The 21,399-nt window shown below is 65.7% G+C and carries 21 protein-coding genes; 12 read left to right on the forward strand and 9 right to left on the reverse strand.

The window, feature by feature from the left end; all coding sequences use genetic code 11:
• The first annotated feature begins 4 nt into the window (after positions 1 to 4).
• The gene (locus KC8_RS11810) at positions 5 to 745 is read left to right on the forward strand and encodes a class I SAM-dependent methyltransferase (RefSeq protein WP_037495387.1); all 741 of its coding nucleotides are present in this window, start codon (positions 5 to 7) and stop codon (positions 743 to 745) included.
• Here KC8_RS11810 and KC8_RS11815 read toward each other — a convergent pair.
• Complete coding sequence (locus tag KC8_RS11815; protein ID WP_010123811.1) at positions 742 to 1,149, reverse strand: JAB domain-containing protein; 408 nt, start codon at positions 1,147 to 1,149, stop codon at positions 742 to 744. The two genes, KC8_RS11810 and KC8_RS11815, sit on opposite strands and share 4 nt — an antisense overlap.
• A gap of 136 nt (positions 1,150 to 1,285) precedes the next feature.
• Here KC8_RS11815 and KC8_RS11820 point away from each other — a divergent pair, with 136 nt between their 5' ends.
• From KC8_RS11820 to nikE, 9 genes are all read left to right on the forward strand, one after another.
• A complete protein-coding gene (locus KC8_RS11820) occupies positions 1,286 to 2,080 on the forward strand; it encodes a thymidylate synthase (protein ID WP_010123810.1) in 795 nt (264 codons plus the stop codon).
• A complete protein-coding gene (locus tag KC8_RS11825; protein WP_010123809.1) occupies positions 2,077 to 2,553 on the forward strand; it encodes a dihydrofolate reductase in 477 nt (158 codons plus the stop codon). The genes KC8_RS11820 and KC8_RS11825 overlap by 4 nt, the downstream gene beginning before the upstream one ends.
• A 38-nt stretch (positions 2,554 to 2,591) precedes the next feature.
• A complete protein-coding gene (locus KC8_RS11830; protein WP_010123807.1) occupies positions 2,592 to 3,533 on the forward strand; it encodes a bifunctional riboflavin kinase/FAD synthetase in 942 nt (313 codons plus the stop codon).
• 38 nt (positions 3,534 to 3,571) lie between these two features.
• The gene (gene ileS, locus KC8_RS11835; RefSeq protein WP_010123806.1) at positions 3,572 to 6,403 is read left to right on the forward strand and encodes an isoleucine--tRNA ligase; all 2,832 of its coding nucleotides are present in this window, start codon (positions 3,572 to 3,574) and stop codon (positions 6,401 to 6,403) included.
• Positions 6,396 to 6,908, forward strand: a complete 513-nt coding sequence (lspA, locus tag KC8_RS11840) for a signal peptidase II (RefSeq protein WP_010123805.1) — start codon at positions 6,396 to 6,398, stop codon at positions 6,906 to 6,908. The genes ileS and lspA overlap by 8 nt, the downstream gene beginning before the upstream one ends.
• Complete coding sequence (locus KC8_RS11845; RefSeq protein WP_010123804.1) at positions 6,901 to 7,323, forward strand: DUF3035 domain-containing protein; 423 nt, start codon at positions 6,901 to 6,903, stop codon at positions 7,321 to 7,323. The genes lspA and KC8_RS11845 overlap by 8 nt, the downstream gene beginning before the upstream one ends.
• A 110-nt stretch (positions 7,324 to 7,433) precedes the next feature.
• Positions 7,434 to 8,354, forward strand: a complete 921-nt coding sequence (locus KC8_RS11850) for an ABC transporter permease (RefSeq protein ID WP_010123803.1) — start codon at positions 7,434 to 7,436, stop codon at positions 8,352 to 8,354.
• A 2-nt stretch (positions 8,355 to 8,356) separates the two neighbouring features.
• Positions 8,357 to 9,142 (forward strand): ABC transporter permease, encoded by a 786-nt coding sequence (locus KC8_RS11855; protein WP_037495384.1) that lies wholly within the window; start codon positions 8,357 to 8,359, stop codon positions 9,140 to 9,142.
• On the forward strand, positions 9,139 to 10,689 hold the full coding sequence (gene nikE, locus KC8_RS11860; protein WP_010123800.1) for a nickel ABC transporter ATP-binding protein NikE: 1,551 nt from the start codon (positions 9,139 to 9,141) through the stop codon (positions 10,687 to 10,689). The genes KC8_RS11855 and nikE overlap by 4 nt, the downstream gene beginning before the upstream one ends.
• 54 nt (positions 10,690 to 10,743) lie before the next feature.
• Here the strand turns inward: nikE and KC8_RS11865 are convergent, their stop codons facing one another.
• Entirely contained in the window at positions 10,744 to 11,466 is a 723-nt protein-coding gene (locus KC8_RS11865; protein WP_010123799.1) for a TorF family putative porin, read from the reverse strand.
• 258 nt (positions 11,467 to 11,724) lie between these two features.
• Here KC8_RS11865 and KC8_RS11870 point away from each other — a divergent pair, with 258 nt between their 5' ends.
• Complete coding sequence (locus tag KC8_RS11870; RefSeq protein ID WP_010123798.1) at positions 11,725 to 12,090, forward strand: hypothetical protein; 366 nt, start codon at positions 11,725 to 11,727, stop codon at positions 12,088 to 12,090.
• Position 12,091: 1 nt separating this feature from the next.
• On the opposite strand, the gene metC is transcribed toward KC8_RS11870, so the two are convergent.
• Positions 12,092 to 13,282 carry a cystathionine beta-lyase gene (gene metC / locus KC8_RS11875; RefSeq protein WP_010123797.1) on the reverse strand — a complete coding sequence of 397 codons (1,191 nt, stop codon included), beginning with the start codon at positions 13,280 to 13,282 and terminating at the stop codon, positions 12,092 to 12,094.
• 53 nt (positions 13,283 to 13,335) lie between these two features.
• Positions 13,336 to 14,175: a 3-mercaptopyruvate sulfurtransferase gene (gene sseA / locus KC8_RS11880; protein ID WP_010123796.1), complete on the reverse strand. Its 840-nt coding sequence runs from the start codon at positions 14,173 to 14,175 to the stop codon at positions 13,336 to 13,338.
• A 91-nt stretch (positions 14,176 to 14,266) separates the two neighbouring features.
• Between sseA and queF the strand changes: the two genes are divergently transcribed.
• Positions 14,267 to 14,713 carry a preQ(1) synthase gene (gene queF / locus KC8_RS11885; protein ID WP_010123795.1) on the forward strand — a complete coding sequence of 149 codons (447 nt, stop codon included), beginning with the start codon at positions 14,267 to 14,269 and terminating at the stop codon, positions 14,711 to 14,713.
• Positions 14,714 to 14,753: 40 nt separating this feature from the next.
• On the opposite strand, the gene KC8_RS11890 is transcribed toward queF, so the two are convergent.
• The 5 genes from KC8_RS11890 to KC8_RS11910 all read right to left on the reverse strand — a co-directional run bounded on the left by KC8_RS11890 (position 14,754) and on the right by KC8_RS11910 (position 21,308).
• Positions 14,754 to 16,262 (reverse strand): S10 family peptidase, encoded by a 1,509-nt coding sequence (locus KC8_RS11890; RefSeq protein ID WP_029624296.1) that lies wholly within the window; start codon positions 16,260 to 16,262, stop codon positions 14,754 to 14,756.
• 114 nt (positions 16,263 to 16,376) lie between these two features.
• Positions 16,377 to 17,330, reverse strand: coding sequence for an isopenicillin N synthase family dioxygenase (locus KC8_RS11895; RefSeq protein WP_010123792.1), 954 nt, complete (start codon positions 17,328 to 17,330; stop codon positions 16,377 to 16,379).
• Positions 17,331 to 17,371: 41 nt separating this feature from the next.
• Positions 17,372 to 18,010, reverse strand: a complete 639-nt coding sequence (locus tag KC8_RS11900) for a hypothetical protein (protein ID WP_010123791.1) — start codon at positions 18,008 to 18,010, stop codon at positions 17,372 to 17,374.
• Positions 18,010 to 19,683, reverse strand: a complete 1,674-nt coding sequence (locus KC8_RS11905; RefSeq protein ID WP_029624295.1) for a helicase HerA-like domain-containing protein — start codon at positions 19,681 to 19,683, stop codon at positions 18,010 to 18,012. Before KC8_RS11905 ends, KC8_RS11900 begins: the two co-directional genes overlap by 1 nt.
• A 68-nt stretch (positions 19,684 to 19,751) precedes the next feature.
• Positions 19,752 to 21,308, reverse strand: a complete 1,557-nt coding sequence (locus tag KC8_RS11910) for a Do family serine endopeptidase (RefSeq protein WP_010123789.1) — start codon at positions 21,306 to 21,308, stop codon at positions 19,752 to 19,754.
• Positions 21,309 to 21,399: the final 91 nt, after the last annotated feature.

Genomic DNA, 21,399 nt, shown 5'->3' on the forward strand with positions numbered 1-21,399 from the left:
CTTGATGGGGATGACGGCGGCGCTACTGGCCGCCTGTACCCCCGCCGCGCCCGGAAACGATGCCGACGTTCCCAGCAAGGCGTTCCCGGCGGCGCACCGCCCGGTCGCCCCGATCGTGTCGAGCCGCTATTCGACCGAAGAAGCCCGCGATCGGCTGCGCGAAGCCGATAATGTGATGGCCCGTTCGGGCATCACCCCCGGCATGACGGTGGCCGATATCGGCGCCGGCGAAGGCTATTACACGATCCGCCTGGCCAGCCGGGTGGGCGAGGATGGCCGCGTGCTGGCGCAGGATATCGTGCCGCAGGTGCGTGACGCGCTGGCCGAACGCGTCAACCGCGAAGCGCTCGACAATGTCAGCGTCAAGCTGGGTGAACCGGCCGATCCCAAGCTGCCGGCCGACAGTTTCGACCGCATCTTCTTGGTCCACATGTATCACGAGATCGGCGCGCCCTATGAATTCCTGTGGCGGATGCGCCCCGCGCTGCGCCCCGGCGGCAGGGTCGTTGTGGTCGATTCGAACCGGCCGACCGCCGAACATGGCACGCCGCCCGCCTTGCTCGATTGCGAGATGGCCGCCGTCGGCTATGCCCGCGTCGAACGGATCGCGATGCCGTCCGCGGGTGGCTTCCTCGCCATGTACGAAGCGCGCGGCCCGCGGCCAGCCCCGGATGCGATCAAGCCCTGCGTGTTCGTCGCCCCGCAATCGGCCGCGCCGTCATCAGGCGCGCCCCACAAACCTTAAAGCAGCCCCAGCGCCCTGAAACTGCGCCAGTGGCCGCCGCCACAGACCAGATGATCAACGATGCGGATGTCGAGCGCGCGCAGCGCGGTGCCCAGCCGCCGGGTCGCGCCCAGATCGGCGCGGCTGGGGGTGGGATCGCCGCTCGGATGGTTGTGCGCCAAGATTACACCGCTGGCGTCCAGCAGCACGGCATCGCGCACGATGCCCCGGATCGGCAGGTCCACCCCGTCCTGATCCCCGATGATCGCTTCGGACAGGCCAAGCAGCGCACCTGCCGGATCGACATGGGCGATCTGCAACACCTCGCTGGTCAAATTCTCCAACAGCGGCGCGAACAACATAATTGCGTCGGCGCTGCTGCCCAGCACGGTGCCTGCCTGTTCCGGCAGGAGGATAACAGCCATGCGTGATCCTCTGGCGGTGACGATCTACCCGATAAGCTACGGATTTCATTCATCCCGTCCACGCGAGCTGACTCCGAATTTGGACGACTTTGGATACCATCGACAGGAAAGCCCCACCCCGGCATAAGCGGCAGCGATGGACAATTATCTCGCGCTCATCCGCCGCATCCTCGACGAAGGGGTCGAACAGGCCGATCGCACCAGCGTCGGCACGCTGTCGGTCTTCGGTCACCAGATGCGCTGGGATCTTTCGAAGGGCTTTCCGCTCGTCACCACCAAGAAGCTGCATCTGCGGTCGATCATCATCGAATTGCTGTGGTTCCTGCGCGGCGATACCAACATCGCCTGGCTCAAGGATCGCAAGGTCAGCATCTGGAACGAATGGGCCGATGCGAACGGCGATCTCGGCCCGGTCTATGGCAAGCAATGGCGCGATTGGGAGGGGCCGGGCGGCGTCCATGTCGATCAGATCGCGGCCCTGATCGACCTGATCAACCGCGATCCCGCCTCGCGCCGCCAGATCGTATCCGCGTGGAACCCGGCGGAATTGCCGAAAATGGCGCTCGCCCCCTGCCACTGCCTGTTCCAGACGCATGTCGCCAATGGCCGGCTGAGCCTCCAGCTTTATCAACGCAGCTGCGATGTGTTTCTGGGCGTGCCGTTCAATATCGCAAGCTACGCGCTGCTCACCCACATGCTCGCCCAGCAATGCGGGCTGGAAGCGGGCGATTTCATCTGGACCGGCGGCGATTGCCACCTTTATTCCAACCATCTGGATCAGGCGCGCGAACAATTGACGCGTGCGCCGAAGCCGCTTCCCACCTTGTCGATCAAGCGCCGTCCGGCAGCGATCGACGCCTATGAATATGAGGATTTCGAAATTCTCGGCTACGAAGCCCATCCGCACATCGCCGCCCCGGTGGCGATATGAGCCGGCCCCGCATCACCTTCTTCGTCGCGCGTTCCGACAACAACATCATCGGGCGCGACGGCAAGCTGCCCTGGCGGCTGCCCGAAGATCTCAAGCGGTTCAAGGAAATGACCATGGGCAAACCGATGGTGATGGGCCGCAAGACGTTCGAAAGTTTCCCGGCCCCCCTGCCCGGCCGCCGCCATATCGTCCTTACCCGCGATATGAACTGGCGGGCCGATGGCGCGGAAGTGGCGCATTCGGTGGACGAGGCAATCGCGATTGCCGGCCCGGTCGATGAAATCGCGGTGATCGGCGGCGCGGAAATCTATGCCCTGTTCATGGATGTCGCCGACACGATCGAACTGACCGAAGTACATCGCACCGTCGATGGCGACACGAAAATGCCGCCGCTCGGCCATGGATGGCGCGTCGCCAAGCGCGAACTGGGCGGCCCGGATTTCGATTTCGTGACGATCGAGCGCAACCGTTGATTGCGGCGGCGTGATCGCTTTTCTATAGCCCTCTCGCGATGGACCGGCTGACCAACGATGCGCCTTTGCCCGAACGCCTGCGCGGCGGGGTGATCGCGCTTGGCAATTTCGATGGCTTCCATCGCGGTCACCAGACGGTTGTCGCCCGCGCGCGCGATCGGGCGCAGGCCGAAGGACGGCCACTGATCGTCGCCACCTTTGATCCCCATCCGGTGCGTTTCTTCCGCCCCGATACACCCCCGTTCCGGCTGACCACGCTCGACCAGCGCGCGCGGCTGTTTGCCGATGCCGGCGCGGATGCGATGCTGGTCTTTCATTTCGATGCCGAACTGGCCGGCGAAAGCGCCGAAGAATTTGTGCGCGATCGCATCGCCGCGCGCACCGGTGCCACCGCCATCGTCACGGGCCAGGATTTCACCTTCGGCAAGGGCCGTACCGGCGATGTCGCTACGCTGGCGATGCTGGGCGCGGCGCATGGCATCACCACCGAAACCGTCGCCCCCGTCACCGATGCCGATGGGCAGATTTCGTCGAGCCGCATCCGCGAGGCGCTGGAAACCGGCGACTGCGAAACCGCAGCCCGCCTCCTCACCCGCCCGTTCACGATCGAAGGGCCGGTGATCCATGGCGACAAGGTGGGCCGCCAGCTTGGTTTTCCCACCGCCAATGTCGACATGGCCGATTATCTCCGCCCGGCTTATGGCATCTATGCGGTGCGCGGCCATCTGGCGGACGGCCGCGTGCTGAACGGTGCTGCCAATCTCGGCATCCGGCCGACGTTCGATCCGCCCAAGGAACTGCTCGAACCGCATTTCTTCGACTTTGCCGAAAGCCTCTATGGCCAGGTGATCGCAGTCGAACTGGTTTCGCTATTGCGCCCAGAAATGCGTTTCGATTCGCTCGAAGCGCTCAAGGCGCAGATCGACGCCGACTGTGCCGAGGCCGCACGGCGGCTTGCGGCGGCCCCGGCCGTGCCCTAGTGCCGGATCAAACTCTCGTCTGAGGCCAAAACGCCCGCATGTCCGACGCACCTGACTACCGCGACACCGTCTTCCTGCCGAAGACCGCTTTCCCCATGAAGGCCGGCCTTGCCGCCAAGGAACCCGCGATTCTCGCAAAGTGGGCGGCGGACGACCTGTATGGCCAGATCCGCGCCGCGCGCGCGGGCCGCGAACGCTTCATCCTCCATGATGGCCCGCCCTACGCCAATGGCGACATCCACATGGGCCATGCGATGAACAAGGTGCTGAAGGACATCATCGTCCGCGGCCAGTCGCTGCTCGGTAAAGACGCGCCTTATGTGCCCGGCTGGGATTGCCATGGCCTGCCGATCGAATGGAAGGTCGAGGAAGCCTATCGCGCGAAAAAGCTGAACAAGGACGAGGTCGATCCCGTCCAGTTTCGCGCCGAATGCCGCGCTTATGCCGAAAAATGGGTGTCGGTGCAGCGCGATCAGTTCAAGCGCCTCGGCGTGATGGGCGATTGGGACGATCCCTATCTCACCATGAAATATGACGCCGAAGCGGCGATCGTCGGCGAATTGCTGAAGTTCGCCGAATCCGGCCAGCTCTATCGCGGTGCCAAGCCGGTGATGTGGTCGCCGGTCGAAAAGACCGCGCTCGCCGAAGCCGAAGTCGAATATGAGGATATCGTCTCGACGCAGGTCGATATCGCGTTCGAAATCACCGAAAGCCCGATCGCGGAACTGGTCGGCGCACATGCGGTGATCTGGACGACGACGCCCTGGACGATCCCGGTCAACCAGGCTTTGGCTTACGGGCCAGAGGTTGAGTACTCGCTCGTCGAGTTCGCTCACGGTGACGCATCGATCAACCTATTGGTTGCCTCAGATCTTCTCAGGTCTTTCATGCAACGCACCGGATTTGAGCCAACATCGATCCCGGTGAACCGTGGCGTATTTTCGGGTAAGCAACTCGCCGGCACCGTCGCGCGGCACCCGATGCACAAGCTCGGCGGCTTCTTCGCTAAGCCCCGTCCGTTCCTCGCTGGCGATTTCGTCACCACCGAAACCGGCACCGGCCTCGTCCACATGGCGCCCGATCATGGCGAGGACGATTTCCTGCTGTGCAAGGCCAACGGCATCGATCCGGTGTTCGCGGTCGAAAATGACGGCAAGTATCGCGCCGACTGGGCTTGGCTCGGCGGTCAGGGCAGCGTCATCGCCCCCAAGCTCAACGCGCCTGATGGCCCGATCTGTTCGGATCTGCGCGAAGCCGGCGCGCTGCTCGCCGCGTCCGCCGATTACAAGCACAGCTATCCGCATAGCTGGCGGTCGAAAGCCAAGGTGATCTTCCGCTGCACGCCGCAATGGTTCATCCCGATGGACCGGGCGATCGAACAGGATCGGGCGATCCCGCGCTGCGCCGAGGAAGAAGCGATCCGGGCCGCGCAGTCCAACAACGCCACCTTGCGCCAAACCGCATTGGACGCGATCGAGCGCACCCGCTGGGTGCCCGAAAAGGCACGCAACCGCATCCACGCGATGGTCGATGGCCGCCCCGATTGGGTGATCAGCCGCCAGCGCGCATGGGGCGTGCCGATCGCGCTCTATGTGAACCGCAAGACCGGCGAATATCTGCGCGACGACGCCGTCAACGGCCGCATCGTCGCCGCGTTCAAGGCCGGTGGTGCCGACGCATGGTTCACCGCCGATCATCAGGATCTGCTCGGCCCCGATCATGCGGCGGCCGATTATGAACCGCAGAACGACATTCTCGACGTGTGGTTCGATTCCGGCTCCACCCACGCCTTCGTGATCGAACAACGGTACGGCCCCGATGTCCGCGCCAACCTGTATCTCGAAGGGTCGGACCAGCATCGCGGCTGGTTCCAGTCCAGCTTGCTCGAAAGCTGCGGCACGCGCGGCCGTGCGCCTTATGATGCCGTGCTCACCCACGGCTTCGCGCTCGACGGGCAGGGCCGCAAGATGTCCAAGAGCCTCGGCAACGTCGTCGATCCGCTCAAGATCATCAACGAAAGCGGCGCGGATATCCTGCGCCTGTGGGTCGCTTCGACCGACTATTTCGAAGATGTCCGCATCGGCAAGGAAATCCTGTCGGGCACGTCGGACACCTATCGCAAGTTGCGCAACACGTTCCGCTATCTGCTCGGCGCGCTCGATGGCTTCACCGATGCCGAACGCGTGCCCGTGGCCGACATGCCCGAACTCGAACGCTATGTCCTGCATCTGCTGGCGAAACTCGACGGCGATCTGCGCCGCGCGACGGAAGCGTTCGAATTCAACGCCTACGCCCGCGCGCTGACCGATTTCGCCAATAACGATCTGTCGGCCTTCTTCTTCGATATCCGCAAGGACAGCCTCTATTGCGACGCGGAAGGATCGGCCAAGCGCCGCGCCTATCGCACCGTGCTGGATACGTTGTTCCACGCGCTCGTCCGCTACGCCTCGCCGATCCTGTGCTTCACCGCCGAAGAAGTGTGGGGCACGCGCTTCCCCGATGCACCCAGCGTCCATCTGCTCGAATGGCCCGAAGTCGAGGCCGCATGGGCCGATGATGCAATCGGCGCGCGCTGGCAGCAGCTGCGCGAACTGCGCGCGATCGTAACCGCCACGATCGAACCGATGCGCCGCGAAAAGGTGCTGGGATCGAGCCTCGAAGCCGTCGTCGCCGCCGATCTGCCCTTCGCCGATGGCGCCGCGATCGATCTGGCCGAACTGTTCATCGTGTCCGAAGTCACCCCGGCGAGCGGCGCGGTCACCGTCACCGTCACCGATCACCACAAATGCGGCCGCTGCTGGCGGCATCTGCCCGATGTGGCGCAGGACGGCGCCCTGTGCGGCCGCTGCGATGGGGTGGTGAATGGCTGATCGTCGCCCCCGCCTCGCGCTCGGCCTGGCCGCCGCCGCGTTCGTCTTTCTGTTCGATCAGCTGCTCAAGTGGGTCGTCACCGGCCCGCTCGATCTGCAGCGCATCCGCCAGATCGAATTGCTGCCGGTGTTCGAACTGCGCTGGGTGGAAAATTACGGGGTGTCGATGGGCTTCCTCACCGCCGGCAGCGAACTGGAACGCTGGCTGCTCGTCGGCATGACGGCCACCATCTCCGCCGTCGTGCTGATCTGGATGTGGCGCGAAAAAAGCCGGCCGGATACGATCGCGCTCGGCCTTGTGCTGGGCGGTGCGCTGGGCAACATCGTCGATCGTGTACGCTTTGGCTTCGTCGTCGATTTTCTCGGGCCGCATATCGGCGACTGGTATCCCTTTTTGGTCTTCAATGTCGCCGACGCCGCCATTACCATCGGTGTCCTGCTGCTGGTCCTGCGCGCCTTTTTCGCGCGCGACCGTTCCGATCCTGCGGAGAATGTGAATGCGTAAGATTGTTCTGGTCGCGGCCGCCGCCGCATCGTTGCTCGCGCTTTCGGCCTGCGGCGGCAAGAAGGCCGGCGTCTTTGCCGGCCGCAGCGGCCCCGATGAATTCGCCGTCTCGCGTCAGGCGCCGCTGGTGATCCCGCCCGATTTCGCGCTCAGCCCGCCCAAGCCCGGCGCACCGCGCCCGCAGGAAGCCGATTCGTCGACGCAGGCGTTGCAGGCGCTGTTCGGTGGCCCGGCCGCCCGCAGCGGCGCCGAAACCGCGATCGTCGGCCAGACCGGCAATGTCGCGGCCCCCGCCATCCGTTCGCAGGCCGCCGATCCCGCCACCACGGTGGTCGACAAGGGGGCCGTCACGCGCGACATCCTCGCTGCCCCCGAAGGCGCCGGTCAAGACGCCACGGCGACAACCCCTCAATAAGGCGTGGGGGCGCTTGCCTGCCCCTTCGTTCCCGCTGTTCGTCCCGCGCCTGATCGCGGGACGATAGCCAATCCACGCCGCCCGGTGAGCCGCCCTGTGACAGGCCCGCGATGCGCGCGCTGATCCTGCGCCGCCTGTTGACGGCGGTGCCGACGCTGCTGGCCGTCATCATCCTGTCCTTCGTGCTGATGAAGGTGGCGCCGGGCGGGCCGTTCGATGGCGAACGCGCGCTCGACCCCGCGACGCAGGCCGCGCTCGCCCGCACTTATGGCCTTGATCTGCCGCTGCATGAACAGATCTGGCGCTACCTTACCCGTATCGCGCAGGGCGATTTCGGCCCGTCGCTGGTCTATCGCGATTTCACCGTCACCGATCTCGTGGCGCAAGGGCTGCCCGTCTCGCTCACGCTGGGCGCGCTTGCGCTGCTGGTCGCCCTGATCCTCGGCATCGGCATCGGCCTGTGGGCGGCGGCGCGTGCGGGTGGCGCCGTCGATCACGGCCTGATGCTGGGGATGACCGTGCTCACCGCGCTCCCCAGCTTCGTCACCGGGCCGCTGCTGGCGCTCATCTTCGGATTATGGGCCGGCTGGCTGCCTGTCTCCGGCTGGGGCGATGGCGATCCGGCGCATCTCGCACTGCCCGTCCTCGCTTTGGCCCTGCCCGTCGCCGGCGCAATCGCAAAGCTTGCCCGCGCCGGCCTCGCCACCGCGCTGGCGCAGGATCATGTCCGCACGGCCCGCGCGCGCGGCCTGTCGCCGGCCCGCGTCCTCGCCCGCCATGCGCTGCGCCCCGCCCTCGTCCCCGTCGCCAGCTATCTCGGCCCCGCCACCGCCGGACTGCTGACCGGTGCGGTGGTGATCGAAACGGTGTTCGCGCTGCCTGGCCTTGGCAGCTATTTCGTCCAGGGCGCGCTCAACCGCGATTACCCGCTCGTCCTGGCCGTCGTCACGCTTTATGCAGCCCTGATCCTGCTGTTCAACCTGGTCGCCGACCTGGCTTATGGCTGGCTCGATCCGCGGATTCGCGGGTGACGATGCTGGCGCGTCTTCCCTTGTTCCTGATCCTTGCGATCGTCGCGGCGGCGCTGATCATTCCGTCGCTGCTGCCGTGGCGCCATGACGCCATCGATTGGGCCGCCGTCCGCGCGCCGCCGGGCAGCCCTGGCCACCTGCTTGGCACCGATGCCGTCGGCCGCGATCTGCTCGCCCGCGCGCTTGTGGGCACCCGCGTCACCCTGCTGGTGGCGGTGGCGGCGGCCGGCGTCTCGCTCGTCATCGGCGTCGCATGGGGGGCGATTGCCGGCTGGTGCGGCGGCAAGGTGGATGAAGCGATGATGCGCATCGTCGACGCGCTCTATGCCCTGCCCTTCATGTTCGTCGTCATCCTGCTGATGGTGCTGTTCGGCCGCTCGATCCTGCTCGTCTTCATCGGCATCGGCGCGGTCGAATGGCTGACGATGGCGCGCGTCGTGCGCGGGCAGGTGCTGGCCCTGCGCGAACGCCCCTTCGTGCTCGCGGCCGAAGCCGCCGGCGCGCCGCCCCGCACGATCGTCATCCGCCATCTGCTGCCCAACCTCGCCGGGGTGGCGATCGCCTATCTGCTTCTCACCATCCCGCAGGTGGTGATGATCGAAAGCTTCCTGTCCTTCCTGGGCCTGGGCGTGCAGGAACCTCTCACCTCGCTCGGCATCCTCGTCAAGGACGGCGCCGACGACATGGATATCGCGCCCCACGCGCTGCTGCTGCCCGGCGGCATCCTCGTCACGATCCTCGTCTCTCTCACCCTGCTTGGCGAAAAGCTGCGGGACCGTTTCGCATGACGGCGGTTTATGCGGTCGATCGGCTGGCGATCCGCGCCGGCAACACGGCGATCGTCGATGATGTCGGCTTTGCCATCGCGCGCGGCGAATGCGTGGCGCTGGTCGGCGCATCGGGATCGGGCAAAAGCCAGACCTGCCTTGCGCCCTTCGGCCTGTCGCCGCTCACCGCCACCGGTTCCGCCCGGCTCGATGGCGTGGAACTGATCGGCGCTGCGGAACGCGATCGCCGGCGCATCCGGGGCCGCGACGCAGGCTTCGTCTTCCAGCAACCATTGACCGCGCTCACCCCGCATCTCAGGATCGGCGCGCAATTGAACGAAGCCTGGCGTCAGGCCGGCGCCCCCCGCCCCGACCGGCGCGAACTGGCCGCGTTACTCACCCGCGTCGGCCTTGACCGGGCCGACGAACGGCTCGATCAATTCCCCCACCGCCTGTCCGGCGGACAGCGCCAGCGGGTGATGATCGCCGCCGCCATCGCCCACCGCCCCAAATTGCTCGTCGCCGATGAACCGACCACCGCGCTCGACGCCAGTTTGCGCCACGAGGTGCTCGCCCTGCTCGCCCGGTTGCGCCGCGAAGACGGGCTGGCCCTCCTCCTCGTCAGCCATGATCTGCCGGCGGTCGCCGCCCATGCCGATCGCGTCGTCGTGCTGGAATCGGGCCGCATCGCCGAGGCTGGTGCCGCCACCCGGATCTTTGCCGCGCCCGCCGCCGATTATACCCGCGCGCTGATCGCCGCCAGCCCGCGCCTCACCGATCCGCCGCCGATCCTGCCCAGCCCCGGCGATCTGCTGGTCGAAGCACAAGCCATCCATGTTTCCTTCCCCCGCCCCGGCTGGCGGCGCGGACGGATCGCGGCGGTCGATGGCGCATCATTGACCCTCCACGCCGGCGAAGGGCTGGCGATCGTCGGCGGATCGGGATCGGGCAAATCGACGCTCGGCCGCGCGATCACCCGGATCGGACCGATGGATTCCGGTGTGGTGCGGTGGCGCGGCACCCCTCTGCCGCCCCGTCGCGCGATGACGCCCGCGTATCGCCGGTTGATCCAGCCGGTGTTCCAGGATCCGGTCGCCAGCCTCGATCCGCAATGGCGCGTGGCCGATATCATTGCCGAACCGCTCCGCCACCTTACCGAACGATCGTCCGCCGATCGGGCCGCCTTGATCGAACAGGCGCTCGACGAAGTGGAACTCGGCCGCAGCTTCGCCCGGCGGCGCCCGGCGGAATTGTCCGGCGGGCAGGCCCAGCGCGTCGCCATCGCCCGCGCGCTCATCGCCAGCCCCGAAGCACTGCTGCTGGATGAAGCGACCTCCGCGCTCGATGTGCTGGTCGCCGGGCGCGTGCTCGATCTGCTCGAACGGCTTCAGCGCAGCCGGGGCCTCGCCATCCTGTTCATCAGCCACGATCTGGCGGTGGTGCGCAGGCTGTGCCGCCGGATCGCCGTGCTCGATGCCGGCCGGATCGTCGAACAGGGCCTGTTCGAAGACGTGATCGGGCGTCCGGCCCACCCCGTCACGCAAGCGCTGGTCGCCGCCAGCGCATGAAAAAGGGGGCCGCGGTCGCCCGCAGCCCCCTGATCGAACTGGCTTTGCCGTGGCTTAGAAGCCGACGCCGAGCGAGAAGATCACCGCGTCGTTTGCAAGGCGCGGATCGGCATAGGCGCGAACGCCCTTCACGTTGGTGCCGACATAGGAAACGCCAGCGGTGACCGGGCCGAAGGTGGCCGATGCGCCCAGCGACCAATCGGTGTAGCTGTGCGCCAGATCACCCAGTTCCTGATGGCCCAGCTTGGCCGTCAGCGTCACCGGCGTGTTCGGAATGCCCGCGCTCAGCTGGCCGAAGGTGTAGAACCAATCTTCATTGCCGGTCGCGTCCGACGAGATCGCCCAGTTGACGCCAGCCTTCGCTTCGACCGGGCCGAGCGTGTAGGATGCCGTGACATACGGTTCGAAATAATCGCTCGGGCCATGGCCGTCGGCGTAGAAATAGTAAACGACAGCGGCGTCGATGGTGACCCCGGCGCCAACTTCGCCCGTCCAGCCGGCGTACAGATCGGTTTCCCACTCACCATAGGTGTCCGAATCCTTCAGATTCGACATCCAGGTGCCGACATAAAAGCCGCTCGAATGGCTGAGCGTCAGCGTCGGCTGGATCGCGGGATCCTTGTCGGTCAGCGAAATGCCCCGGAAGCGATAATCGGAAACGGCCGTGACGCCACCCGAAAGGGTCCACTCCTTGGTCGCTTCGGCGTCTTCGGCAAAGGCCGGGCTGGCCGCAGCGGTGATCGCCAGGGCCGACAGGCCCAGAATGAAAGTGCGCATGAGAATATTCCCCTTGATCTGAATGTCGTTCCATTCCCCGCGCCTTGAGCGCCCGACCTCCATTACCGCGTGTCGCGGGGGGCGGGCTGCCTTCGGAACGTCATATTTGTGCTACAGCCCCTCGCAACGCACAAATAAAATCGTGCCTGTTATGAGGCGATCGGCTCCTAGTGTTGGTGCATCGCAACAGATCATGTCGCAATATTGCGCAGCCCTTAGCCATTCCTTAGCGGGTCAGCCGCTATCCGTGCGGGCGTGATGACGGTCGATACACCATCGCCAACGGGCAGCGCGCCACAGCCCGTGGCCGACGGGCCGGACGAACGGTTCGCCCGGCTGGCCGGCGCGCTCGCGCTCGTCGCGCGGCTGTCGGGGGATGCCCAGGCAGCCCCTCCCGTCCCCGCCGATGCGGCCGCCGATTATGCGATGGCAGGGCCGATCGCGCGCCGTCGCTTCGATGCGCTCGCCACCGAAACGGCGGCCTTTGCCGCCGCCGGAATCGAAATATTGCTGCGCCAGCGATCGACGCGCGGGGGCGATTGCCGGGCCGCCGCCGCCCAGCTTGCCGCCGAAATGCGCACCGCGATGACCGCGATGATGCAGGTGATCGAACGGCGCCCTTAATTCAGCCGCCAGCGGCGAAGCGATCCAGCCCACGCTTCAGATCGGCGATCAGATCGGCCGGATCCTCCAGCCCGATGTGCAGGCGCACGACCGGCCCTTCGGCCTGCCACCGCGTTGCGCTACGGATCGCCGCCGGATCGACCGGCAGTGCCAGGCTTTCAAACCCGCCCCACGAAAATCCGATGCCGAAATGATCCAGCCCATCGATGAGCGCGGCGCGCGCGGCATCGTCGCCGCCTTGCAGCACGAACGCGAACAGCCCGGTCGACCCGGCAAAATCACGCGCCCAGATGGCGTGGCCCGGACAGGTCGGCAAAGCCGGATGCAGCACGCGGGCGACGCCGGGATGTGTTTCCAGCCAGCGCGCCACTTCCAGCGCCCCCGCCTGATGCTGGCGCAACCTTACGTCGAGCGTGCGCAGGCCACGGCTGGCAAGCGCTGCATCATCGGGGCCGACATGCTGGCCGAACTGGTGCGTCGTCCGCCGCAAGGCTTCGAAATGCCCGGCCGTCGCCGTCACCGACCCCAGCATCGCATCCGAATGGCCGACGATATATTTGGTGCAGGCCAGGATCGTCAGGTCCACGCCCTTGGCCAGCGCCGGGAAATACAGCGGCGTCGCCCAGGTATTGTCCAGCAGGGTAACGATGCCCCGCGCGTTCGCCGCCGCGCAGATCGCCGGCACATCCTGCACCTCGAACGTCAGGCTGCCGGGGCTTTCCAGGAAAATCGCCCGCGTTGCATCGCTGAACAGATCGGCGATCGCGCCGCCCGCCAGCGGATCATAGAAACGCGTCGTGATCCCCATCGGCGCCAGCACGTTACGGCAAAAGGCCCGGGTCGGTTCATAGGCGGAATCGACCATCAGCAGCTCATCGCCGGGCTTCAGCACGCTCAACAACGCCATCGCGATCGCCGCCACACCCGATGGATAGAGCATCGTGCCCGCAGCGCCCGGCTCCAGTTCGGTCAGCGCGTCCGCCAGCGACCATTGCGTCGGCGTGCCGCGCCGCCCGTAATAGAGCCGGTCGTTGGGGCTGGCCGACGCGCGACGCAGATCGGCAACGCTGTCGAACAGGATCGTGGATGCCCGCCACACCGGGGTGTTGACGATACCCTGCGTCCATTCCTTGCGCCGTCCTGCAGCGGCGATCCGGGTGGCGGGGCGAAGCGGGGGGGTGTCGTCGGTCATGCCGCCTGCCTAAAGCCATTATGCGTCCGTTGGTAGCCGTTCGCCCCTATGTTTCAGGCCGGCCCCAGCGCCTTGGGCGTATCGGGCAGCTTCCCCCATTCGCTCCACGATCCATCATACAGCGCCACATCATCCTTGCCGATCAGGTGGGCGGCGAACAGCACGGTCGCAGCAGTCACACCCGATCCGCAGGTGGTGATCAGCGGCCGGGCCGGATCCACCCCGGCGGCGGCAAATTCGGCGCGGATGCCGTCCTTGTCCTTGAACGTCCCGTCGGCGTTCAGCATCCGATCCATCGGCAGGCTGCGCGATCCCGGGATATGCCCCGATGCCAGCCCGCGCGGATCGCCTTCCTCGCCGGTGAACCGTTTTGCCCCGCGCGCGTCGACCACCTGTTCGGCGCCGCTAGCGAGATTGGCCAGCATCTGCCCCAGATCGCGCACGCGCGCCGCATCCTTGCGCGCGGTGAAATCCCGGCGATCCTTTGCCGTCCGCCCAGTCTCCAGCGGCCGCCCCTCGGCCCGCCACTTGCCGATCCCGCCATCAAGGATCGCCACATCGGTCTTGCCGAAGGTGCGCAACATCCACCAGGCCCGCGCCGATGTGCGGTGGGGCGTGCTATCATACAGGACGATCCGGCAATCATTCCCGATTCCCAGCAACGCCATCCGGCTGGCGAATGCGTCGGCCGATGGCAGCATCCCCGGCAGGGTTGATTCGGGATCGGCAAGGCCGGCCAGATCCATGAACACGGCGCCGGGAATATGCCCGGCGGCATATTCGGCCGCCGGATCGCGGCTCGGATCGAGTGGATAATAGCTGGCATCCACCACGCACAGGCCCGGCGTCCCCAGCGCATCCGCCAGCCATGCGGTTGAAACCAGTGACTCCATCGCCTGCTCCTTCACGTTGGCCCATCTCTATCCCAAAGCCCCATGCGGCGCGAGGATTGCACGACGCCGGGCCACGCCCTAATTGGGCCTCATGAACCCGATCCATCTCGGCCAGGCCAGCGCCCAGCCCGCATCTCCCGAAGAAGCGGTGCTCGATTATGTTCCCAATCCGCGCGGCGGCTCGCTCTATCTCGTCCGCTTCGCCGTGCCCGAATTCACCTCGCTCTGCCCGGTCACCGGCCAGCCCGATTTCGCGCATCTGGTGATCGATTACGCGCCCGCCGAAACCATCGTCGAATCCAAGTCGCTCAAGCTGTTTCTCGGCAGCTTCCGCAACCACCGCGCCTTCCACGAAGATTGCACGGTCGGCATCGGCCAGCGTCTGTTCGATGAAATGAAGCCGGTGTGGCTGCGGATCGGTGGCTATTGGTATCCGCGCGGCGGCATGCCGATCGACGTGTTCTGGCAATCCGGCGCGGCGCCCGAAGGGTTGTGGCTGCCCGACCAGGGTGTCGCGTCCTACCGCGGTCGCGGCTGACGGCAATTGCGGGGAGCCGGACCGGCGCTCCCCAGCAACATTACCGCGCGGTGATGAACCGCCTGATATCGCCAGACAATTTCTTCAGATCGGCGTCGCGGACATACATCATGTGGCCCGCGCCATAATATTCGAAATGGATCCGGTCGGTGGGCATCCCCGTCCGGCTCAGCGAATATTCCGCGCCGAAAAAGGGCGTCGCAAAGTCGTAATAGCCTTGGGCCACGAACAGCTTCAGCCCGCTATTTTCGCGCAATGCCCGGCCGATATAGGGCGCGACATTCTTGTAATAGGTCAGATCGCCCCGGCCCAAATCCCAGTCCCAATCGCCAACGCCGCCGATGGTGACGTAATCCCGGTCGATCTTCACCCCCAGATCGTTGCGCGCATAGGCGTTCATCGCCGCGGTATAGGCCCCGTCGATCGCATAAAAGGACGGATCATTGTCCGGTTCCTCGCCCGCTTTGTCATAATCCACGCCGGTGTAGCGCGTATCGAGCCGGCCCACCGTCAACCCGCGATCGCGCAGCAATTCCTTGTAGAACCGCCCCGGATAGACCCGCAGATCGGCATTTTCGAGAAAGCCTTCGCTCAAACCGGTAAAGCGCGACAGCCGGCGGCGGATATCGGCACGTTCCTCGCCGGCCAGCTTGCCGCCCTTCATCAGCGCGGTCAGATACGGCCCCGCCGCGAACTGGCGCGCTTCCTCGACAAACGCGTCCACGGTCGTGGGCTTGTCGGCCACCTTGTTGTGGTACCAGGCGGTCGCCGCCATCGTCGGCAGGTTGGTGACGAACACCATTTCATTGCCCGGCACTTCGGCCTGCACGCCGAAATCGAGAATCGTCGAAATCAGCAGGATGCCGTTCAGCGACACATCGTTGTAGCTGCCTTCCAGTTCGTTCGCGACGGCGGCCGATCGGGTCGTGCCATAGCTTTCGCCGCCCAGATATTTGGGTGCGTTCCAGCGGCCATGCTCGTTCAGCCAGATGCGGATGAACTGGGCGATCGACTTGGCGTCCTTGGTGACACCCCAATAATCCTTCGGGTCCGTCTTGCCGAGCGCGCGGCTCCACCCCGTCCCCACCGGATCGATGAACACGATGTCCGTCACGTCGAGCAAACTCTCGGGATTGTCGACGATCGGATAAGGCGGCGCGCCATCGTCGCGCGCGTCCGACGGGATCACCACCCGCTTTGGCCCGAACGCGCCCATGTGCAACCACAAGGAACCCGATCCCGGCCCGCCATTGAACAGGAACGTCACCGGCCGTTTGGGATCGACCGCGCCGTCCTTGATGTAGGCCGTCGAAAAGATCGCGGCGAGCGGCTTGCCGTCCTTGTCCTTCAGATAGGTTTCGCCCGCTATGGCCTTGTAGCGGATCGACTGGCCGTTGAAGCGCCCTTCATGCTTCGTCACCGTTACCTGCGGCGGCGCGATTTCCTCAGCCGCGACAGATTTTTCGGCCTTCTTGTCGGCATCCTGCGCCAACGCGATCTGTGGCAGGGCGGCCAGCGCACAGGCCAGCAGCAGCGAACGAAATGTCATGGCGCGGGGGATTCCCTTGTTGGCGTGAACCGCATTGATCCCGATCCCCCCAGATCCCGGCATATGCGAGCAGGCGTCAGGATTACGCCCAACGCTCACCGTATTGCAACAGCATTACAGCAAGCGGATTTCGCGCAGCCGCTGCATCAGAAAAGCATGCGCGGTGATGCCTTGCGGATAATCATCCGGCCGCACCGCACTCACGCATCCCGGCAGCGTCTCGATCAGGAAATCAGGGCGGAAGTGGAGGAAGAAGGGCATCGAATAGCGCGCGAACCCGCGCCGTTCGGGCGGGGGATTGCGCACGCGGTGGGTGGTCGATCGCAGCCTGTTGTTGGTCAGCCGCTGCAACATGTCGCCGACATTGACGACCAGTTCGCCGGCCTTGGGCGCCACTGCCAGCCAGCGGCCATCGCGGTCGAGCAGTTCGAGGCCGGCTTCCTCCGCGCCCAACAGCAGGGTGATCGTGTTGATATCCTCATGCGCGCCCGCGCGGATGCCGGGGGCGTGCGGCGAAACCGGCGGATAATGCAGCAACCGCAGCACCGAATTGCCGTCGCGCACCGTATCGTCGAACCAGTCGGGGGCGAGGCCAAGATACCGCGCGATCGCGGATAACAGCCGCCGGCCCATCGCGTCGAATGCGTCGAACAAGGCCAGTTGGGCCTCGCGAAAATCGGCCACGTCCGCTGGCCAGATGTTCGCCGGCATATAATCGGCAAAGGCATGGCCCGCCGGCAGTTCGCGCCCGACATGCCAGAATTCCTTCAGGTCGGACTGCGCCGCATCCTTGGCGGTTTCCACCCCGAACGGGGTGTAGCCGCGCGCGCCACCGGTGCCCGCGACGTGATAAGCGCGTTTCACGGCATCGGGCAGCGCGAAGAAGGCCCGCGCCGTCGCATCGGCTTGCGCGATCACACCATCATCAATCCCGTGATCGGCGATGATCGCAAAGCCGTGCCGCTCAAACGATCGGCCCAGCGCCCCGGCGAACCCGTCCGGATCAACGGCCGCCAGGGCAAGCGAGATGGAAGCGATACGATCCTGTGCGGCGATATCCTGGGTCATGCGCCTCTTATACGGCGCGCGCTCCACCGCTCAATCACGCGTCACCGCTTGCGGAACAGGATCGTCGCGCCAAAGCGTTCGAAACGCAGCCCATCCTTGACGATCGGCAAATGCGTGTCGGCAAACGCGACGCGGCCCAGATCATTGGGGGTGAACGCCACCTCGATCCGCCGGCCGGCTTTCGCCAGGTCCAGCGGGAAGGCGGGACTGATCAGGTCGTAGATCGGCAGCATCAGGCGGATTTCGGTCGGCGGATAGGCCGGATCATAAGCGAGTTCGGTATTCCCGCCATACCCCACCTGCCGCTCGATCGGCCGATCGCCGGCACGCAGCAGCACGAACGAGAAATATTGCGGCTCCATCCCCTTGGGAACGATCAGCCGGGCCACGATCCGCCCGGATTTTTCGGTACCCCGGTCGATGAAACGATAGGCCGGCGCGCGCACCGGATCGCTGTCGAGGATCACCGCGCCATCCGCCACCCGCCAGCGCCCGGTCGCCACCTCATCCAGCGCGCCATATGCCAGCGCATATTGGAAGCGGCCATCGGGCGCGAGTTCCAGTTCCGCGCCCATTTCCATCCGTGAACCGTCATACCGGCCGGCCACCGCCGCCATATCGGCCGGAACGGTGCCCCCAACCGTCGCCTGCGCCAGCAGCAAGGCGGCAAGCCACCCCATCAACGGCCCTTGAACAGCCCGCCAAGGATACCGCGCACCAGCTTGCCGGCAATCCCGCCGCCGGCCGATCCGCGCCCGCTACCGCCGAAAATCTGACGGCCCAGTTCGTTCGCCATCTGCCGACCGATCGACGAAGATGCCGATCGCGTCGCCGACGTGATCGCCTTGTCGAACGCATTGGGCTTGGCATCCTCCTTGGCCTGGCGCGCCGCCTCCCGCTCCTGGGCGACGCGGATACGCTCGGCTTCCTTGGCCTGCCGTGCGGCTTCGCGATCGGCGGCGGCCTGCGCCTTTTCGGCTTCCTTGGCATTGGCGGCGTCCAGCTTCGCCTGCTCGGCGGCAGCCTTCGCCTCGGCTGCCGCCGCCGATGCCTCGCCCGCCTTCGCCGCCAATATTTCCTCGGCCGATTCACGGTCGACCGCAGTGTCATATTTGCCTTCGATCGGTGAAATCGATCGGATGATCGCGCGTTCCTTCTCGGTCAGCGGGCCGACACGCGAACAGGGCGGCTTGATCAGCGTGCGTTCAACCGGCGACGGCGCACCATCGGCCTGCAACAGCGACACCAGCGCCTCGCCCACCTTCAGTTCGGTGATCACGGTCGCGACATCGACGCCGGGGTTGGCGCGGAAGGTTTCGGCGGCCGATTTCACCGCTTTCTGGTCGCGCGGAGTGAAGGCCCGCAACGCGTGCTGCACGCGATTGCCCAGCTGCCCCGCCACCTTTTCGGGGATATCGATCGGGTTCTGGGTGATGAAATACACCCCCACCCCCTTCGATCGGATCAGCCGCACGACCTGTTCGATCTTGTCGAGCAGCGCATCCGGCGCCTCGTCGAACAGCAGATGCGCCTCGTCGAAGAAGAAGACGAGCCTGGGTTTGTCGGGATCGCCCACTTCGGGCAGCGTTTCGAACAGTTCCGACAACAGCCACAACAGGAAAGTGGCGTAGAGCTTGGGGCTGGCCATCAATTTATCGGCGGCCAGCACGTTGACGGTGCCACGCCCCTGTTCGTCGGTGCTGATGAAATCGTGGATGTCGAGCGCGGGTTCGCCGAAGAATTTGTCGCCACCCTGCGATTCGAGCTGGAGCAGCTGGCGCTGGATCGATCCCACGCTCTGCTTGGTGACATTGCCGTAGCGCGTCGTCAGTTCGGCGGCATTTTCGCCGATATAGACCAGCATCGCCTGCAGATCGCCCAGATCGAGCAGCAGCCAGCCATTTTCGTCGGCCACCCGGAACGCGATCGACAGCACGCCTTCCTGCACATCATTCAGGCCCATCAACCGCGCCAGCAGCAGTGGCCCCATTTCCGAAACGGTGGTGCGGATCGGGTGGCCCTGCTCGCCGAACAGATCCCAGAAGACGGCCGGATTGTCGGCATAGGCCCAGTCGGCATAGCCGATCTCGGCGGCGCGCCCGGCCCAGATTCCATGCATTTTATCGGTCGGCGAACCGGCCAGCGCGAGGCCGGAAAGATCGCCTTTCACATCGGCGACGAACACCGGCACGCCTTGTTTCGAAAAGCCTTCGACGATGCCCTGCAACGTCACCGTCTTGCCGGTGCCGGTGGCCCCGGCGATCAGGCCGTGGCGGTTGGCGCGCCGCAGGTTCAGCGCCTGCGGGCCACCCGCCGGGCTTGTGCCGATGAAGATTCCGGTCGCGTCGGTCATGCCATCAAACTCCATCGTCAGCCGAAAGAGATTTCAGCATGGCGATGGAGTTTAAGCAATCCGCGCGATCAGTTGCCGGTGTTGATCTTGACCCCGATATAACGCGGCGTGCCGTTGCCGCGCTGGATGAACAGCAACGCGGTGCCCCGGCCGGCCTTGCGCGCGGCCTCGACGGCGGCAGCGGCATCCGCCACCGACGCCACCGGGCGCTGGTTGATCGACAGGATGATGTCGCCGCGCTGGATGCCTTCGGCGGCGGCATCGCTGTTGGGATCGATCTGGGCGACGACGACGCCGCGTACCGTTGCCGCAACGCCCAGCTGGCGCGCGACATCCGGGGTCAGCGCCTGCAGGCCAAGGCCGATCGACTGGCGGGTCGATTGGGCGCTGGGGGCAGGCGTTGCCGATCCCTGATCGCCATCTTCCCCACCGGCCGCCAGCTGATCTTCGGGCGGACGTTCGCCGACCACGGCGGTCAGCGTCATCCGCTTGCCTTCGCGGACCAGTTCGATCGGCATGCGCGTGCCGATCGGCGTGTTCGCGACGATGTAGCTCAGCGTTTCGTCAGGCGTGACTTCGCGGTTGTTGACCTTGATGATCACGTCGCCCTGGCGGATGCCCGCGCGTGCGGCGGCTTCGCCCGGCTCGACCCGGCTGACGATTTCGCCACGATCCTTGGGTAGACCGAGGCCCGATGCGATATCCTCGGTCATCGGCTGGATGCCGACGCCCAGATAACCGCGCTTGACGCGCCCGCCGCCCTTCAACTGCTCGATCACCGGCCGCGCCTGTTCGGCAGGAATGGCGAAACCGATGCCGACATTACCGCCGGTGGGCGAAAAGATCGCGGTGTTGATGCCGATCACATTGCCTTCGAGATCGAACATCGGGCCGCCTGAATTGCCCTGATTGATCGACGCGTCGGTCTGGATGTAGCGATCATAGGCGCCGCCAAGCCCGATCGTGCGGTGGAGCGCAGACACGATACCGGCCGTAACCGTCCCGCCAAGGCCGAACGGGTTGCCGATCGCGACCACCCAATCGCCCACCCGCGTCCGGGTCGAATCGCCGAACTGCACGAACGGCAGCGCCTTCTTCGATTCGATCTTGAGCAACGCGAGGTCCGAAAACGGATCGCGCCCTACGACGCGCGCCTTGAACTCACTGCGATCGGGCAGGGTCACGGTGATCGAATCGACCACCGAACTCACAACCCCACGCCCTTGCGCGCCGCCGGAAATGACGTGGTTGTTGGTGACGACATAGCCATCGGCCGAAATGATGAAGCCCGAACCCAGCGACGTCGCCTCGCGCGTGATCGGCTGGCCGTCGCCGCCGCCCTGCCCCTGGCCGAACCGGCCGAACAGATCACCGAACGGCGTGCCCGCGAACGGGTTCTGGTTCTGCACCTGCACGCGCTGCGTGGTCGAAATGTTGACGACCGCAGGCTGCAACTTGCTCGCCAGATCGGCGAAGCTCAAAGGTGCGCCCGGGCGGGGAGCCGTGGCCTGAATCTGCCCCGGCGCGTTCTGGGCGACCTGCGCGCCTACCGGCTGTTGCAGCACCATCGTCGCGGATGCCCCGCCGGCGAGCAGGGCGGCAGTAATGGCATAGGCATATCGCACGATCGCAGACTCCTCAGTTCCCCGGCCGGCGCAAAATCCACCGCGCGGCCGCCCGATAAGTGGGAAGCACCAGCTTAACGCCAATTGAATG

The sequence above is a fragment of the Sphingomonas sp. KC8 genome (assembly GCF_002151445.1).
In the GTDB taxonomy this organism is placed as follows: Bacteria; Pseudomonadota; Alphaproteobacteria; order Sphingomonadales; family Sphingomonadaceae; genus Sphingomonas_E.